17 protein-coding genes are annotated in these 15,684 nt (G+C 68.2%); 5 read left to right on the top strand and 12 right to left on the bottom strand.

Annotation, left to right across the window (positions count from 1 at the left end; genetic code table 11):
* Positions 1 to 54: 54 nt before the first annotated feature.
* A complete protein-coding gene (locus tag D000_RS0105095; protein WP_018872459.1) occupies positions 55 to 840 on the top strand; it encodes a RibD family protein in 786 nt (261 codons plus the stop codon).
* 33 nt (positions 841 to 873) lie between these two features.
* Here the strand turns inward: D000_RS0105095 and thrC are convergent, their stop codons facing one another.
* From thrC to alaC, 3 genes are all read right to left on the bottom strand, one after another.
* On the bottom strand, positions 874 to 2,016 hold the full coding sequence (gene thrC, locus D000_RS0105090) for a threonine synthase (protein ID WP_018872458.1): 1,143 nt from the start codon (positions 2,014 to 2,016) through the stop codon (positions 874 to 876).
* Between the two features lie 40 nt (positions 2,017 to 2,056).
* On the bottom strand, positions 2,057 to 3,370 hold the full coding sequence (locus tag D000_RS0105085; protein ID WP_018872457.1) for a homoserine dehydrogenase: 1,314 nt from the start codon (positions 3,368 to 3,370) through the stop codon (positions 2,057 to 2,059).
* A gap of 70 nt (positions 3,371 to 3,440) precedes the next feature.
* Positions 3,441 to 4,670 (bottom strand): alanine transaminase, encoded by a 1,230-nt coding sequence (gene alaC, locus D000_RS0105080; RefSeq protein WP_018872456.1) that lies wholly within the window; start codon positions 4,668 to 4,670, stop codon positions 3,441 to 3,443.
* Positions 4,671 to 4,890: 220 nt separating this feature from the next.
* Here alaC and D000_RS0105075 point away from each other — a divergent pair, with 220 nt between their 5' ends.
* The gene (locus D000_RS0105075) at positions 4,891 to 5,271 is read left to right on the top strand and encodes an Mth938-like domain-containing protein (RefSeq protein ID WP_018872455.1); all 381 of its coding nucleotides are present in this window, start codon (positions 4,891 to 4,893) and stop codon (positions 5,269 to 5,271) included.
* Between the two features lie 3 nt (positions 5,272 to 5,274).
* Here D000_RS0105075 and rpoS read toward each other — a convergent pair whose 3' ends face one another.
* The 5 genes from rpoS to surE all read right to left on the bottom strand — a co-directional run bounded on the left by rpoS (position 5,275) and on the right by surE (position 9,232).
* Complete coding sequence (rpoS, locus tag D000_RS0105070; protein ID WP_018872454.1) at positions 5,275 to 6,348, bottom strand: RNA polymerase sigma factor RpoS; 1,074 nt, start codon at positions 6,346 to 6,348, stop codon at positions 5,275 to 5,277.
* Positions 6,349 to 6,371: 23 nt separating this feature from the next.
* Entirely contained in the window at positions 6,372 to 7,148 is a 777-nt protein-coding gene (locus tag D000_RS0105065; protein WP_018872453.1) for a peptidoglycan DD-metalloendopeptidase family protein, read from the bottom strand.
* Positions 7,148 to 7,732: a YqaA family protein gene (locus tag D000_RS0105060; RefSeq protein ID WP_018872452.1), complete on the bottom strand. Its 585-nt coding sequence runs from the start codon at positions 7,730 to 7,732 to the stop codon at positions 7,148 to 7,150. Before D000_RS0105060 ends, D000_RS0105065 begins: the two co-directional genes overlap by 1 nt.
* Positions 7,733 to 7,806: 74 nt before the next feature.
* Positions 7,807 to 8,472 carry a protein-L-isoaspartate(D-aspartate) O-methyltransferase gene (locus D000_RS0105055; protein ID WP_018872451.1) on the bottom strand — a complete coding sequence of 222 codons (666 nt, stop codon included), beginning with the start codon at positions 8,470 to 8,472 and terminating at the stop codon, positions 7,807 to 7,809.
* Entirely contained in the window at positions 8,462 to 9,232 is a 771-nt protein-coding gene (surE, locus tag D000_RS0105050; protein WP_018872450.1) for a 5'/3'-nucleotidase SurE, read from the bottom strand. The genes D000_RS0105055 and surE overlap by 11 nt, the downstream gene beginning before the upstream one ends.
* Before the next feature lie 121 nt (positions 9,233 to 9,353).
* On the opposite strand from surE, the gene D000_RS0105045 reads away from it, so the two are divergent.
* The 3 genes from D000_RS0105045 to D000_RS0105035 all read left to right on the top strand — a co-directional run bounded on the left by D000_RS0105045 (position 9,354) and on the right by D000_RS0105035 (position 11,408).
* Positions 9,354 to 9,914: a Smr/MutS family protein gene (locus D000_RS0105045; protein WP_026279776.1), complete on the top strand. Its 561-nt coding sequence runs from the start codon at positions 9,354 to 9,356 to the stop codon at positions 9,912 to 9,914.
* Positions 9,915 to 10,164: 250 nt separating this feature from the next.
* Positions 10,165 to 10,776, top strand: a complete 612-nt coding sequence (locus D000_RS0105040; protein ID WP_018872448.1) for a DUF3365 domain-containing protein — start codon at positions 10,165 to 10,167, stop codon at positions 10,774 to 10,776.
* A 200-nt stretch (positions 10,777 to 10,976) separates the two neighbouring features.
* Complete coding sequence (locus tag D000_RS0105035) at positions 10,977 to 11,408, top strand: PAS domain S-box protein (protein ID WP_018872447.1); 432 nt, start codon at positions 10,977 to 10,979, stop codon at positions 11,406 to 11,408.
* Between the two features lie 18 nt (positions 11,409 to 11,426).
* Here the strand turns inward: D000_RS0105035 and truD are convergent, their stop codons facing one another.
* The 4 genes from truD to D000_RS0105015 are packed head-to-tail and all read right to left on the bottom strand — an operon-like array spanning position 11,427 to position 15,643.
* Positions 11,427 to 12,500, bottom strand: a complete 1,074-nt coding sequence (gene truD / locus D000_RS0105030; protein WP_026279775.1) for a tRNA pseudouridine(13) synthase TruD — start codon at positions 12,498 to 12,500, stop codon at positions 11,427 to 11,429.
* Entirely contained in the window at positions 12,497 to 13,180 is a 684-nt protein-coding gene (gene tsaB / locus D000_RS0105025; RefSeq protein WP_018872445.1) for a tRNA (adenosine(37)-N6)-threonylcarbamoyltransferase complex dimerization subunit type 1 TsaB, read from the bottom strand. Before tsaB ends, truD begins: the two co-directional genes overlap by 4 nt.
* A complete protein-coding gene (locus tag D000_RS0105020; protein WP_018872444.1) occupies positions 13,171 to 15,159 on the bottom strand; it encodes an ATP-dependent DNA helicase in 1,989 nt (662 codons plus the stop codon). Before D000_RS0105020 ends, tsaB begins: the two co-directional genes overlap by 10 nt.
* On the bottom strand, positions 15,152 to 15,643 hold the full coding sequence (locus tag D000_RS0105015) for a tetratricopeptide repeat protein (protein ID WP_026279774.1): 492 nt from the start codon (positions 15,641 to 15,643) through the stop codon (positions 15,152 to 15,154). Before D000_RS0105015 ends, D000_RS0105020 begins: the two co-directional genes overlap by 8 nt.
* Positions 15,644 to 15,684 lie beyond the last annotated feature (41 nt).

Below are 15,684 nucleotides of genomic sequence, written 5' to 3'. Positions count from 1 at the left end.
CCGTAGCGTACCGCAACTGGCGACTCGCGGTCCCGAAACCCCGGTTTTCGCGGCATGACGGCCTATCCCGTCTCCGAGGAACAGGCCTGGCGCTGGCTGCTGGCCCGCCGCGCCGACCCCGGCTGCTGCCCCCTGCCCGGCCCACTGGCACCGGCCGCCCATGACCTGCTCGACCTGTACGGGCCAATCGTGGAAGCGAGGAGCATCACCGTCGCCCAGCTCGGGCAGAGCCTGGATGGCCGCATTGCCACGCATAGCGGGCATTCGCAGTTCGTCACCGGCCCCGAGGACATCGAACACCTGCACCGACTGCGCGCCCTGGTGGACGCGGTGGTCGTGGGTGCCGGCACGGTCGTCGCCGACGACCCGCGTCTGACCGTACGCAAGGCCGAGGGCGATCACCCGGTGCGCGTGATCCTCGACCCGGACGGGCGCATTCGCCCGGAGGCCCACGTCTTCCAGCATGCCGAGGTCAAAACACTCGTCCTGCACGCAGCGGGCTTCGGGCCCTGCAACATGCCCGCACACGTCGAATGCATGGAGATCCCCACGGGGCGTGACGGGCGCTTTGCGCCAGCCGAAATCCGTGACCGCCTGGCCACCGCCGGCCTGCACCGCCTCCTGATCGAGGGTGGCGGCAAGACCGTCTCGCGGTTCCTCGAGACCGACACCCTGGACCGCCTGCACCTGACCATCGCCCCGATGCTGATCGGGTCCGGGCGCCCCGGCATCAGCCTGCCCGAGATCGAGAATCTCGATCAGGCACTGCGTCCGCCGTGCCGAATCTTTCGTCTGGGGGCCGACACCCTGTTCGACCTGGACCTGCGCAGCAAGCCCTGATCCCGCGCCGCGCCTCCCAGGGAGGCGCTGTCGTCAGGACAGGTTGTCGCGAATGGCGCGCGATACCGCGTCCAGCTCGGCCGGAACCTTGGTCGGCTGCACTACGCTCTGGGCGATCGCAGTATCCGGGTCCTTCAGGCCGTTGCCGGTCAGCGTGCAGACCACGGTCGAACCCTCGCGGATCTTGCCATCGCGGATATCACGCAGCGCACCCGCAAGAGAGGCCGCCGAGGCCGGTTCGCAGAAGACCCCCTCGCGCTCGGCCAGCAGCTTCTGCGCGGCCAGGATTTCATCGTCCTGACATTCGTCGAACCAGCCGTCGGATTCCTCGCGCACCTTCCAGGCCATGTCCCAGGACTGCGGATGCCCGATCCGGATCGCGGTCGCCACGGTATCCGGGTTGTCGACCATCGCGCCGCGCATGAAGGGCGCGGAGCCGGCCGCCTGGTATCCGACCATGTGCGGACGATTACCCACCATGCCGCCACCGGCATACTTGCAGTGCCCCTTGCAGTAGGCACAGGCCTCGGTCACGTCATCGCTGGCCTTCGCCGCCATTTCGCTGTAGCCGATCCAGTGCGCGGTGATGTTGCCGGCGTTCCCTACTGGCAGGCAGTGATAGTCCGGGGCCCGGCCCAGCTCTTCGACGATCTCGAAGGCCGCGGTCTTCTGCCCTTGCAGGCGATACGGGTTGACCGAGTTCACCAGCGTGACCGGCGTGTTCGAGGCCACCTCCTTCACCAGGCGCATGCCGTCGTCGAAGTTGCCCTCGATCTGGATCACCGTCGCGCCGTGCATCATCGCCTGCGCCAGCTTGCCCATGGCAATCTTGCCGTCCGGGATTACCACAAACGCGGTAATCCCGGCGCGCGCGGCATACGCGGCCGCAGCGGCCGAGGTGTTGCCGGTCGAGGCGCAGACAATCGCCCGCGAGCCCTCTTCGACCGCCTTGGTCACGGCCATGGTCATGCCGCGATCCTTGAACGACCCGGTCGGGTTCAGGCCCTCGAACTTCACGTAGATCTCGACCTCGCGGGTGAGTTCGCGCGGGATGTTGTTCAGCCGGATCAGCGGCGTGTTGCCCTCGCCCAGCGAGATGATGCGGGTGTCGTCATGCACCGGCAGGCGGTCGCGGTAACGCTCGATCAGTCCGGTATAGCGGTGTCCAAAGGCCATGATGTTCTCTGTCGTTGCGGTTGCAGTCCGGGCGCCAGGATCAGCGCGCCAGCCCTTCCATGCGGATACGGGTAATCGGGGTCAGCAGGTGATCCAGCGCCTCGAGCGCGGCAATCGCCTCCATCATCGCCCCCTCGCGCACCTTGTGCGTGAGCATGATGATCGTGGCCTCGCCACGCTCCGGGTCCGGCTCGCGCTGCAGGATTGCCTCGATGCTGATGCCGTGTTCGCCGAGGATGCGGGTGATGTCGGCGAGCACGCCCGGGCGATCAAGGGTACGCAGGCGCAGGTAGAAGGAGGTCTCCACCTCGGCCAGATCCAGCACCGGTCGGTCCGACAGCGCGTCCGGCTGGAAGGCCAGATGCGGCACCCGGTTCTCCGGGTCGGTGGTCAGGGCCCGCACCACATCGACCAGATCGGCGACCACGGCCGAGGCCGTGGCCTCCGCGCCCGCACCCGCGCCGTAGTACAGCGTCGGGCCGACGGCGTCGGCATTGACGAGGACCGCGTTCATCACACCATCCACGTTGGCGATCAGCCGGCGCTCCGGGATCAGCGTCGGGTGCACCCGCAGTTCGTACCCCTTTGGCGTGCGCCGGGCGATGCCCAGGTGCTTGATGCGGTAGCCCAGCTCGGCCGCAAAGCCGACATCCTCGCGGGTGATGCCACTGATGCCCTCCACCGCCACCCGATCGAACTGCAGCGGAATGCCGAAGGCAATGGACGCCAGGATCGCCAGCTTGTGCGCCGCGTCGATCCCCTCGACATCGAAGGTCGGATCGGCCTCGGCATAGCCCAGCGCCTGGGCCTCGGCGAGCACGTCGTCGAAATCACGGCCCTTGTCGCGCATCTCGCTCAGGATGAAGTTACCGGTGCCGTTGATGATCCCGGCCAGCCATTCGATCTGGTTGCCGGCCAGGCCCTCGCGGATGGCCTTGATGATCGGGATGCCCCCGGCCACGGCCGCCTCGAACGCCACCATCACGCCGCGCTGCTGCGCGCGCTCGAAGATCGCGTTGCCATGCAGTGCAATCAGGGCCTTGTTCGCCGTGACCACGTGCTTGCCGGCGTCGATGGCCGCCAGCACCAGGTTCAGCGCCGGGTCGGTGCCGCCCATCAGTTCCACAACGACCTCGACCTCGGGGTCGCTGACCACTGCGGCCGGGTCCGTCGTCAGGCGGATACCGGAACAGTCGCAGTCGCGTTCACGCTCGATGTCACGGGCGGCGGCCGCCACCACCTCGATACCGCGTCCGGCGCGGCGAGCAATCTCGGTCCCGTTGCGCTCGAGCACGTTGACCGTGCCGCAACCTACCGTTCCCAGCCCCAGAATTCCGATCTTTACCGGCGTCATATAACCCTTTGCTCAAATTGCGCCGGGCCCGTTCCTCCGGCCCGGCATGTTCCCAATAACGGTGTGGTGACTACTGCGTCTGACCGGGTGCGGCCGATGCCGGCGCCGCATCCGCAAGGATGGAATCGGCGCGAAACATCGCCTTGATTCCGCGCAAGGCCTGGCGGGTGCGCTGCTCGTTTTCGATCAGGCTGAAACGCACGTGGTCGTCGCCGTAGTTGCCGAAGCCGACCCCCGGCGAGACCGCCACCTTGGCATCCCGCAGCAGCTTCTTGGCGAACTCCAGCGAACCCATCTCGCGGTAGGGCTCCGGGATCGGAGCCCACACAAACATCGTCGCCCTCGGCTTTTCCACCTGCCAGCCCAGCTTGTTCAGCCCCTCGCACAGCACGTCGCGGCGCACCCGGTAGAGTTCGCGGATCTCCTCGACGCAGTCCTGCGGGCCCTCCAGAGCGGCGATCGCGGCCACCTGGATCGGGGTAAAGGTGCCGTAGTCCAGATACGACTTGATGCGCGCCAGTGCCGCCACCAGGGTCGGGTTGCCGCACATAAAGCCGACCCGCCAGCCCGGCATGTTGTAGGTCTTGGACAGGGTGTAGAACTCCACCGCGATGTCCTTGGCGCCCGGTACTTCAAAGATCGACGGGGCCTTGTAGCCATCGAAGCTGATCTCGGCATAGGCAAGGTCATGCACGATCCAGATGCCGTGTTCCTTGCAGATCGCCACCACCCGCTCGAAGAATTCGCGATCCACGCACTGCGTGGTCGGGTTGGCCGGGAAGTTCAGGATCAGCATCTTCGGCTTGGGCCAGGAATCCTGTATCGCCCGCTCCAGCTCGGCGAAGAAATTCACGTCCGGGGTCAGCGGCACGTGACGTACATCCGCCCCGGCGATCACGCAGCCATAGGGATGGATCGGATAGGCCGGGTTCGGCACCAGCACCGCATCGCCCGGCCCCAGCGTGGCCAGGGCCAGGTGCGCCAGCCCCTCCTTTGAGCCGATGGTCACGATCGCCTCGGTCTCCGGGTCCAGGTCCACGTCGAACTGCGTCTTGTACCAGCGGGTGATCGCCCGGCGCAGACGCGGGATGCCCTTGGATACGGAATAGCGATGGGTATCACCCCGCTGCGCCGCCTCGCACAGCTTGTCCACGATGTGCTGCGGCGTCGGCTGATCCGGGTTGCCCATACCGAAGTCGATGATGTCCTCGCCGCGGGCTCGGGCCTCGGCCTTCAACTGGTTCACGATGTTGAAGACGTAGGGAGGAAGGCGCTCGATACGGGGGAAGGCGTCGGTCACGGGTATGGGTCCTGGTTGGGGCCGGGTTGGGGCCTGCGGCGCTTTGCGGGGGCATCCGGAAACACGCGCAGGCGTTTCGACGGACCCTCCGGGTGCCGCACCGGAAAACGCGCCAAAGTATAACCCGGACCTGCACCTGTCAACGAATCGACCGTCCCGGACAGACCCTGACCACGGGCGGATTCTTGAGAGATTTCGCCCCGCGGAGTAGCGTAACGGCATGCTGTTTTCCGAAGTCACCAGCGACGAATTCTATATCGTCACCGGCTACGAGCCCGGGAAGGTAGGGATCAACCAGGTCGCCTACACGCGTAGCCTGATCGTGCGCCCGAACGCACTGCAGGCGCAGTGGCCGGTCGACGCGGTGCAAAATCTGGAATTGCAGCACTTGCAGCCGGTACTGGACGCCCCACCGGAGGTCCTGCTGATCGGGACCGGCCTGCAGCAGCGGTTTCCCGACCGCGCGCTCTGGCGCCACCTGCGTGAGCAGGGCATGGGGGTGGAAATCATGGATACCGCCGCCGCCTGCCGGACCTACAACCTGATCATGGCCGAGGGCCGCGATGTGGCCGCGGCGCTGATCATCGACGGCAACGACTAGGAATCAGGAGTTGGGCAACACCTCGTCGCCCTTCATCCCGCGCGATTCCAGCAGCTTGCGCAGGCGCTTGAGGGCGTCCATCTGGATCTGACGCACCCGCTCGCGGGTCACACCGATCTCCGCACCAACCTGCTCCAGCGTCGAACGCTCGAACCCATGCAGGCCGAAACGACGCACCAGCACCTCGCGCTGCTTGTAGTCCAGCTCGCCCAGCCATGCCTCCACCAAGTGCTGGATATCCTGATCTTCCAGCAGCATGGATGGCTCCGGGGCATTCACGTCGGCGAGGATGTCGGTCAGCGAGCGGTCGCCATCCGGTCCCGAGGGCAGGTCCATGGATGTCGAAGGTTCCGACATCGCCCGCAGTTTCTGGATATCCGCCACCGGTTTGCCCAGACGCTGGGCCAGTTCGTCCTCGGTCGGGTCGCGGCCCAGTTCCTGCGTCATGTTGCGCGCAACCCGCGCATGCATGCGCAGCTCCTTGCTCACATGCACCGGGATGCGAATCGTGCGTGCCTGATTCATCAGGGCACGCTCGATGGTCTGACGGATCCACCAGGTGGCGTAGGTGGAGAAGCGGAAGCCGCGCTCCGGGTCGAATTTCTCCACCGCGTGCATCAGCCCGAGATTGCCCTCCTCGATCAGATCGAGCAGCGGCAGGCCGCGATTCAGGTAACGCCGGGCAATCTTCACCACCAGACGCAGATTGCATTCGATCATGCGGCGACGCCCCGACTCGTCGCCGTCGCGCGCCAGGCGGGCGTATTTGCGTTCTTCCTCGGGGGTCAGCAGCGGGCGGTATTCGATATCACGCAGGTAGATCTGGATTGCATCCAGCTCGGCGGGCCGGGCATCACGCAGCGTGCGCGGGCGGGCCGGGGCCTCGTCTTCCGGCTCCGGTTCGGCGCTGGCCGCGACCGGGTCGGCCTCGCCCTCTGCCGCTTCGGGATCATCGACCACATCCGCAGCACTGGCCAGGTCTTCAGGCTCGCTGGCTGCGGTATCGCCGGATACGCGGTCCGGCATCAGGCTGTCGTCGTCCAGTTCCGGATTCACCGGCTGCCGGGTCTTGGCCATGTAGTGTCCTGCTCTTGCTCGAGTCAGCGGTCCGGGAGATATCGCGCCGGATCCACCGGCGTCCCATCCACTCGGATCTCGAAGTGCAACATCGGGCGCTCGGCTCCCGACGAGCCCAGACGCGCAATCGTCTCGCCCGCCTGTACCTGATCACCCTCGGCTACCAGCAGTTCGTCGTTATGCCCGTAGGCACTGAGAAAACGATCGTCGTGCTTGAGGATGATCAATCGACCATACCCCACGAGGCCGCCACCTGCATAGACCACCTCCCCGGCCCGCGTTGCCCGAACGTCATCTCCGCGTTCACCGCCGATTGCCAGCCCCCGCCGCGTACCGCTACTGGAGTACGCTCGCAGCACTTCGCCATCAGCCGGCCAGCGCCAGCCACCGGGATCACGCGCGGCCGGAGGGCTTGCGGGTGCCGACGACGGACTGGAACCGGTGGACGACGGCGTGCTCTCCCGCTGTTGCTGGGTGCTTGCGCCCCCGGTCTGCCCGGCCGTCTGGGTGGACGAACGCTGCGGGGCCGGAGGAGGGGTCGCGCGCGCCGCGCCGCGCAGGCGCAGACGCTGCCCCGGGTAGATCAGGTAGGGAGCGCCAATGGCATTGCGCTCGGCCAGATCGCGCCATTCCAGGCCATAGCGCTGGGCGATGCGGTACAGCGTCTCGTTGCGCTGGACCACATGCGTGTCCGGCATGGATGCGCCGCTGGGCGCCCGCGCCGCACAGCCCGTAACCAATCCCGCCACCAGTATCAGTAGCAGGCCGGCCAGCAGGATCTGTACGGCAGGCCGCCGCATCAGTCCATTACCAGGTAGATCGCCATCGCGGCCACCAGCAGGAACACACCCGCCCAGCCGAGGCGTTCCATGTACGGCCGCAGGTAGTGCTCGGCCCTCGGCCCGGCCCAGGCCATGACCAGTGCCACCAGGAAAAAGCGCAGCCCCCGGCCCACCAGTGACGCGATCACGAACGGCAGCAGGGCCATGGACAGCGCACCCGCCGTCACCGTGAACAGCTTGTAGGGAACCGGGGAAAAACCCGCCACCAGAACCACCCACACGCCCCAGGTCGCAAACCATGTCTCGGCCTGCTCGAGCTCCCCGCCATAGCCGATCTGTTCCAGCCACGGCCCGATCCACTCGAAGGCCAGCCACCCGATCACGTAGCCCAGCACGCCCCCCAGGGCGGAGAACACGGTGGTCAGCGCGGCCAGGCGCCAGGCCGAAGCCGGGCGTGCTGCGGCCATGGGGGCCAGCATCACATCCGGAGGCACGGGAAAGAACGAAGACTCGGCGAACGACAGTCCCGCCAGATAGCGTGGGGCATGACGATGACGCGACCAGCCCATCACCCGGTCGTATAGCGGCTCGAAGAGCTTCATCCGTCCCCCGCCACCCCGGACCGTTCAGACACGCCTGGAACCCGCCGGCAGCGGCCCCTGCCCGCGCGCCGGGGTCACTGCTCGGCCCCCGGCAGCATCGGCACGAACAGCACCGCATCGAGAATGTCGCGCACGAAGGCCTCTTCGGTGCGCGTGTAGCGCACCAGCTGCTGGCGTCCACCCCCGGACTCCACCGGGGCGACCAGCCGCCCGCCGGGCGCCAGCTGGGTCAGCAGGGCCTCCGGCACCTCCCGCGGTGCGGCCGTCAGGATGATGCCGTCGAATGGCGCGCGTTCCGGCCAGCCCTCGCCGCCATCGCTGTGGCGCAGGTTCACGTTGTTGATGCCCAGTCGGCTCAGCAGCTCGCGGGCATTGCGGCTCAGCGCCTGGATCCGCTCCACCGAGTACACCCGGTCCACGAGCTGCGCCAACACCGCGGCCTGATAGCCCGAGCCTGTGCCGACCTCCAGCACCGTACGCAATGGCCCGCCTTCCAGCAGCGCCTCGGTCATGCGCGCCACGATGAACGGCTGCGAGATCGTCTGGCGGTGGCCGATCGGCAGCGCCGTGTTTTCGTAGGCTCGGTGACGCAGCGCCTCTTCGACAAACAGGTGCCGCGGAAGCGTCCGCATCACCTCCAGCACCCGCGGGTCCCGGATCCCCTGCCCCTCCAGCAGGCGGACAAGACGGTCCCGGGCACGCTGGGAAGTCAGGCCGGCGCCAGCGGCATCAGGCACCATGGCCAGCCTCCGGCAGGGAATCATCCAGCCAGCGCCCCACGGTATCGATAGCATCAAAGCGGGTCAGATCCACCTGAATCGGCGTGATCGAGACATACCCCTCGCGCACGGCATGAAAATCGGTGCCGGGTCCCGCGTCCTGCTCCGAACCCGCGGGCCCGACCCAGTAGATCGGCCGGCCGCGCGGGTCCGTGTCCGCGATCATCGGCTCCGCCCGGTGCCGGTGACCCAGCCGGGTCGCCTGCACCCCTCGGATCTCGCTGCGCGGCAGGTCCGGGACATTGACATTGAGAATCGTCGCCGCGGGCAGCGGCACGCGATGGATGCGGTCCAGCAGTTCGACCACGACACTGGCTGCGGCGTCGTAATGCCGCAGCTCGGTGCCCACCAGGGATACCGCGATCGCGGGCAGCCCCAGGAAGCGCCCCTCCATCGCCGCCGCCACCGTGCCGGAATAGAGCACGTCATCGCCCATGTTGGCACCCGCATTGATGCCCGAAATCACCACGTCGGGCTCGCGCTCCAGCAGGCCGGTAATCGCCAGGTGCACGCAATCGGTCGGGGTGCCATCGACCTGCACATCGCCCCCCTGCAGATGCCGCGCCCGCAGCGGGCGAACCAGCGTCAGGCTGTTGCTGGCGCCACTGCGGTCACGATCCGGGGCGACCACCGAAACCTCCGCGATCCGGCGCAGGTGGGTCGCCAGGCACTGGATGCCCGGGGCGTGAATTCCATCGTCGTTACTTACCAGAATGCGCATGCAGGAACAGGCCGTTGAGCGGGCTCTCAATATACTGGAAACCGGGAGGCTGCTGATCGCCATCCACACCCGCGGACCCCCGCAATCGCGTCCGCCCCCCGAAAAGTGCGAGTATCCTGCCATGAACTCCGGGGACGATCCCAACGATTTCGACGAATTCCTGCAGGCGGTCGGCAACGTACGCCGGCTGCACAGCGATCAGGCCGACGTGCGTCCCCCGCGTCCGGCAGCGCGCGCACGCCAGCGCGACGCCGACGAGGCCCGGGCCCACGCCGACTGGCTCAGCGACCCGCTCAGCACGGCTGATCTGCAGCCTGGCGATGAACTCCGCTTCGCACGCCCGGGCATCAGCCAGCGTGTGTTTCGCAAGCTGCGCGGCGGCCACTACCGCATCCAGGACGAACTCGACCTGCACGGACTGTTTGCCAACGAGGCACGCCGCGCGGTCGGGCTGTTCCTGGATGACGCCCGCCGCAACGGCGCCCTGTGCGTGCGCATCGTGCACGGCAAGGGCCTGCGCTCGCGCCAGCAGGGACCGGTGCTCAAGGGGCTGACCGATCACTGGCTGCGCCAGCGCGACGACGTGCTCGCCTTCTGCTCCGCCCGCCCGACCGACGGCGGCACCGGCGCCGTCTATGTCCTGCTCAAGCGGCCCCGCAATCCGGACGCCAGCGGGCGCTGAATCCCGCCCTTCGTGGCCGTTCCGACCGGGACAAACGGCAGACTCACATACGCCGTTCGATATATTCGCATTTTGCGATCTGCATGCTTAGACTGAATCTTGGTTCTAGTGGTTGGCGTGCGTGGTTCGCTGTGGACGCAGTCGCAATCCCCTACGCCCGCCCTTGCATTTATTCGACAACCGGTCCAAGCTTTGTATAGCTCTTGTAAAGGTACAGGACGCAACGGACACTGCACTGCGAGGAATTGTCATGAAGAATCGGAAGCTTGCCCCCCTGGCCCTCGGCCTGCTGGCCTTCACGCTTGGCAGCGGTACCGCGAGCGCCGACAGCCCGATGCCACAGCTCAGCCAGGAAGACCTGCAGGAGCGCATCGCCGCGAACCGCGAGGCCATCCAGAAGTTCGCCAGCACCCTGCAGGGCGAGCTGATGGCCGCCATGCAGTCGGGCGGCCCGACCGAGGCGATCCAGGTCTGCAACGAGCGCGCCCCGGCGATTGCCCGTGACATCTCCGCGGAGACCGGCATCGACATCGGGCGTACCAGCCTCAAGCTGCGCAACCCGGACAACGCCCCGGACCGCTGGGAACGGCTGACTCTGCAGGGCTTCGAGGCCCAGCATGCGGCCGGCACCCCGGCGCCGGATCTGCCGCCGCGCTTCGGCGTGGTCGAGTCCGATGACGGCGAACCCAAGTTCCGCTTCATGGCTGCCATCCCGACCGGCGGGGCCTGCCTGGCCTGCCACGGCTCCGACGTCAGCGGTGACGTCAAGCACGCCCTGGAACGCCTGTACCCCGATGATCGCGCGACGGGCTACAGCGAAGGTCAGGTGCGCGGCGCCTTCACCGTGACCCAGGAGATGTAGCCCGGGACATGCACCCGCGGCACGCATGATCGCAAGGGCCGCCTTCGGGCGGCCTTTTCTATGGGCACAGCACCCACGTGAAGGGCGCAGGCTGGATACAAACGCCCGCGAACGTGCTATTTTCATGCCATACCAGCACGGCAGGCCTGCGGCCCGGCCGGACCTGCCGCTCCTGCACCAAACTTCGTACCGATCCCTTTATGACGCGAACGATTGACGCCGAACTTCTCGCCCTCGCCGTGGACGCCTCCAACGACGGCATCGTAATCGCCGAGCGCGAGGGCGACGACAACATCCTCATCTACGTGAACCGCGCGTTCGAGGAACTGACCGGCTATCGCTCGGAAGAGATCCTGTATCGCGACTGCCGCTTCCTGCAGGGCGAGGACACCGATCAGGAAGTTCGCCGTCAGATCCGCGAGGCCATCGAGGAAAACCGGCCGTGCCGCGTGATCCTGCGCAACTACCGCAAGGATGGCAGCCTGTTCTGGAACGAGCTGTCGCTGACCCCGGTGTTCAACGACGAAGACCGCCTCACCTACTACATCGGCATCCAGAAGGACATCACCGACCGGATCGAGGCCGAGCAGCGCGCCGAGCGCGCCGAACGTCAGCTCAAGAGCTCGGCCTGACGCAATAGCGAAAGGCGCTCAGCCAGCGTCGCTCGCGCGCGGCGTGCAGACGGCATCGAGCACCCCGGTCGCGTACTCACCCGGCCCCAGTTCCAGCGAAAGCAACAGGTCATCACCCTCCCAGTGCCATGCAACGGCGCCCGGAACCATCCGCAGGGGCCGCCGCGCCGCCTTTACGTCGGCACTCTCCAGCCCCGCCGCAAGCGCGGGCTCGCGCGCCGCAATACGGGCCTCCATGGCCTCCACCTCGCCCCCGGTCTGCATCGCACCCCGCCCCCACAGCGGGCCGGTGGGATGCACATCCAGGCGCGCCGCGCGGGCCTCCAGTTCGGCATCCACCTCGGTCACGGCGAACACGCTCCCGGACCCCTCCAGGTTGGCGACATCTCCCGCCAGCAGATGATCCCAGTCGCCCCGGCGCACCCGCTCGGCAAGCACTGCGTTGAAGATCGCCGAGCGCGCCGCCGACAGCAGCAGACTGCGCTGATTGCGACTGCGCGGGGCGCGCCCGCCACCCAGCCAGGCCCGCGCCCGGGACAGATTGTCATGCCCGAAACGCTGGACACCGAAGTAATTGGGCAGACCTCCGGCACGGATAGCCGCAAGAATGGTCTCGGCGGCCGCGCGGTCCCCCTCCACGTCGGCCAGCCGGATATCAAAGCGGTTGCCCCGCAGGTGACCGGTACGCAGCTTGCGGGCATGCCGCGCCACGGACAGCACCCGCATCACCCCCTCGTCACCGGCAGCGGCGCGCGCGGCATTCCAGTCCTCGGCGCGTCGGGTCCAGTCCGGCTCGGCCTCCGGCGGGCATTGCACACTGAACCACTGCCGGGTAACGGCATGCCGATCCTTGCGCCCGGCGTAGCTCACACGGCCACGCCCGGCGCCGGACTCCCGCGCCAGCCAGACCGCGACATCCTCGCTGTTCAGCAGGGTCTTCTCGATCTCGAGCCAGACATGTTCTCCCGCCCCCTCGGGCACAGTGGCGGAAAGCTCCTCGACCCGGAAATCCTCTGGGCGTCCCTTAACCGTCGCAATCAGCGGCGGCTGCCAGGGATACGGGGTCTCGAATCCACGCATGTCAGTATTCATCGCGCTGGCCCCGGGCGAGCGACATCATCGCGCACATAGACGGGCTGGGCCTCCTCGGGCGCCACCGCCTCACCCCGCTCCCAGGCGTCCACCGCCAGCAGTGCGACATCGTGTGCATCCGGCAGGGCGTGCGCGTCGACCTGACTCGCCTCCAGCCCCAGCGCCGGCGCCAGATCGGGATACGCGGCAAAGGCCGAGCCCAGCGCGAAACGCCCGCCGTCCGGCCATTGCGGTCGTAGGTCCGCCGGCGCATCGACCTGCTCCGAAGCCGGCAGCACACGATCACCCTGGACCGGACATAGCGCCCAGTACACCTCACCCATGCGCGCATCCAGCCCGGCCAGCACCGCCGTCGGACGTGCCCCGCCGCGCAGCGCCTGCTGCGCCAGGGCCTGCAGCGTGGAAACCGGCACCACCGGGCGGTCCAGCGCAAAGGCGATGCCCTGCGCCACGCCCAGCCCCAGCCGAACCCCGGTAAAGGCCCCCGGGCCGCGCCCCACGGCGATACCGTCGAGACTGCTGCGATCAACGCCCGCCGCCTCCAGCAACTGTTCGATCTGCCCCAGGATCAGCTCGCCGTGACGACGCGCCGCACGCTCGCGCAGCGCATAGATGGTGCCGTCCAGATACAGCGCGGCCGAGCACTGTTCGCTGGCCGTCTCGATGGCAATCAGACGCATGTGTCACGCTCCCGTGCCTGGGCCAGGAAGTGCAGCGCACTGGCCGGCTCCCAGGTCCGGTGAAAGGCCGGCAGGCTGTCCAGGAATCGGCGTCCGTACGACTTTCCGGTCAGGCGCGGATCGCACAGGGCCAGGATCCCGGCGTCATCGGCATCCCGGATCAGACGCCCGGCCCCCTGCTTCAGGGCGAGCACCGCCTGCGGCAGGGTGAACTCCATGAACGGCGAACGCCCCTCCGCCTCAAGCGCCGAGGCCCGCGCCTGCAGCACCGGGTCACTCGGGGATGCGAATGGCAGGCGGTCGATGATCACCACCGACAGCGCCTCGCCACGGATGTCCACGCCCTCCCAGAAGCTGTGCGCCCCCAGCAGCCAGGCATTGCCCGACTCGCGAAAGCGCGCCAGCAGATCGCCGCGCGGCTGCTCGCCCTGCACCAGCAGCTCGCGTCCGGGCGGTAGCTCGGCACGCAGGATCGCCGCGGCCTCGCGCAACGCGCGGTGGCTGGTAAACAGGAAAAAGCCCCCTCCCGGATTGTCCCGCAGCAGCGGCCAGGCCCAGGCGATACAGGCCCGGGTATAGCCCGCATCGTTCGGGTTCGGGAGCGGCGGCTGCGGATGCACCAAACAGGCCTGCCGCGGGAAATCGAACGGGCTGTCCAGGCGCTCGCTGATCACATCCGCAGGCAGCCCCAGGCGCCGCGCGGCGTGACCAAAGTCATGCCCGACAGCCAGGGTGGCCGAGGTGAACACCCAGGCCGCCGGCCGTGCCGCGCGCCGCTGGGCCAGCGGCCGGGCCGCATCCAGCGGTGTCCGGTGCAGAATCAGGCTCTGGCTGAAGCGTTCCGCCCAGGCCACGGTATCGGGACTGTCCTCGCGCCATTCGCGCAGGCGCTCCAGCAGCTGCGCGCTGCGCCCGCGCAACTGCTCCAGGCCCGGGGCCCGGGGTGCCGCGGCCTCAAGCGCGTCGCGCGTGAAGCCCAGGCACGCATCCAGACGATCCAGCAGCGGGTCCAGCGCGCCGTCCGGGTTGATCGCATCCCAGCTGGAACGACCCTCCAAGGTGCGCGAGGCATCCAGCAGATCGCCCACACAGGCCTCCAGTTCCGCGATCCGCTGGCGAATATCCAGCATCTCCGGGGCGTGCTGTTCCTGCTCGCGCCGGGCATCCCGCGCCAGCTCCTTCAGGGCCCGGGTACCCACCGCGACGCCGAAGAAGGATCCCGCGATATCGGGCAGCTGGTGCGCCTCGTCCACGATCACGGCATCCACCTCCGGCAGCAGCTCGCCAAAGCCCTCTTCCTTCAGGGCCATGTCCGCGAGCAGCAGATGATGGTTCACCACCACCACGTCCGCCTCCTGAGCCCGCTTGCGCGCCTGCACCACGAAACAGTCGTTGTAACTGGGACACTCCCCCGCGAGGCAGTTGTCCACGGTGGAGGTCACCTGCGGCCACAGCAGCGAATCCTCGGCCAGGATGCCCGCCTGGCCGAGGTCGCCGGTGTCGCTGGTTCGCGCAAAGCGCTGCAGCGCCTCGATCACCGGCAGGCGTTCGCGCTGCACGGAGCCATCCCTGGCACCGCCAGCCTCGGCTGCCGCCAGTTCCAGTCGGTAATGACACAGGTAGTTGGCGCGCCCCTTCAGCAGCGCCGCGCGCGGGCGATACCCGAGGGCCTCGCAGACCACGGGCAGATCGCGTTCGAACAGCTGGTCCTGCAGCGTCTTGGTCCCGGTCGATATCAGGGCACGACGACGCGACTGCAGGATCGGCACCAGGTAGGCGAAGGTCTTGCCCACGCCGGTGGCCGCCTCCACCAGCAGGGCGCCCGGCGCGGTGGCCAGGGCGTTCTCCACGGCCAGCGCCATCTGCTGCTGTGGCGCGCGCGGACGAAAGCCCTCGACGGCCTCGGCAATCTCGCCCCCAGGGCTCAGCGCGCGCACCGCCGCGGATGCGACGGGGGTCGGATCGGATGCGTCAGACAATGTCGGCTTCCAGACGCTGGATGGCCTCGCGCGCCTCTTCGGCGCCGCCCGCGTCGCCCTGGGCCTCGCGGGCCTCCAGGATCACCCGCCAGTTGCGCAGGGCCAGTTCGCGATCGCCATCCCCCGCCATCTGCAGCGAACGCGCGGCCAGGCGCTCGGCCTGCTGAAAACGCTGCTGGTCCAGGCGCAGCGCCGCCATCTGGTGCCACAGCCCGGGATCGCGCGGGGCAATCCGCAGCGCGCGCTCGAGTCGCTGCTCCGCGCGCGCGGTGTCCCCCGCCTGGCGCGCCGATTCGGCCTGCTGCGCCAGAGTCAGGGCCGCGGTAGGCGTCGTCCCGAAATCGGCCTCAGGGGCCACCTCCGGCGCAGCCGCATCGGACCCGGAGGAGGCGGCCTCCGGCACCGGTGCCGCCGCGTCCCGCGGCGCCGGGGTGGCGCAGGCCGCGAGCGCAAGGACCAGCACGAGTATCGCGCCTCCCCGCAGCGGTGTCGCAGACCACGCGCACGGGCAGACCGCACGGGCCA

This window comes from Thioalkalivibrio sp. ALJ16 (assembly GCF_000377345.1).
Classification (GTDB): domain Bacteria; phylum Pseudomonadota; class Gammaproteobacteria; order Ectothiorhodospirales; family Ectothiorhodospiraceae; genus Thioalkalivibrio.
This window is presented reverse-complemented; position numbering and strand designations above follow the sequence as displayed.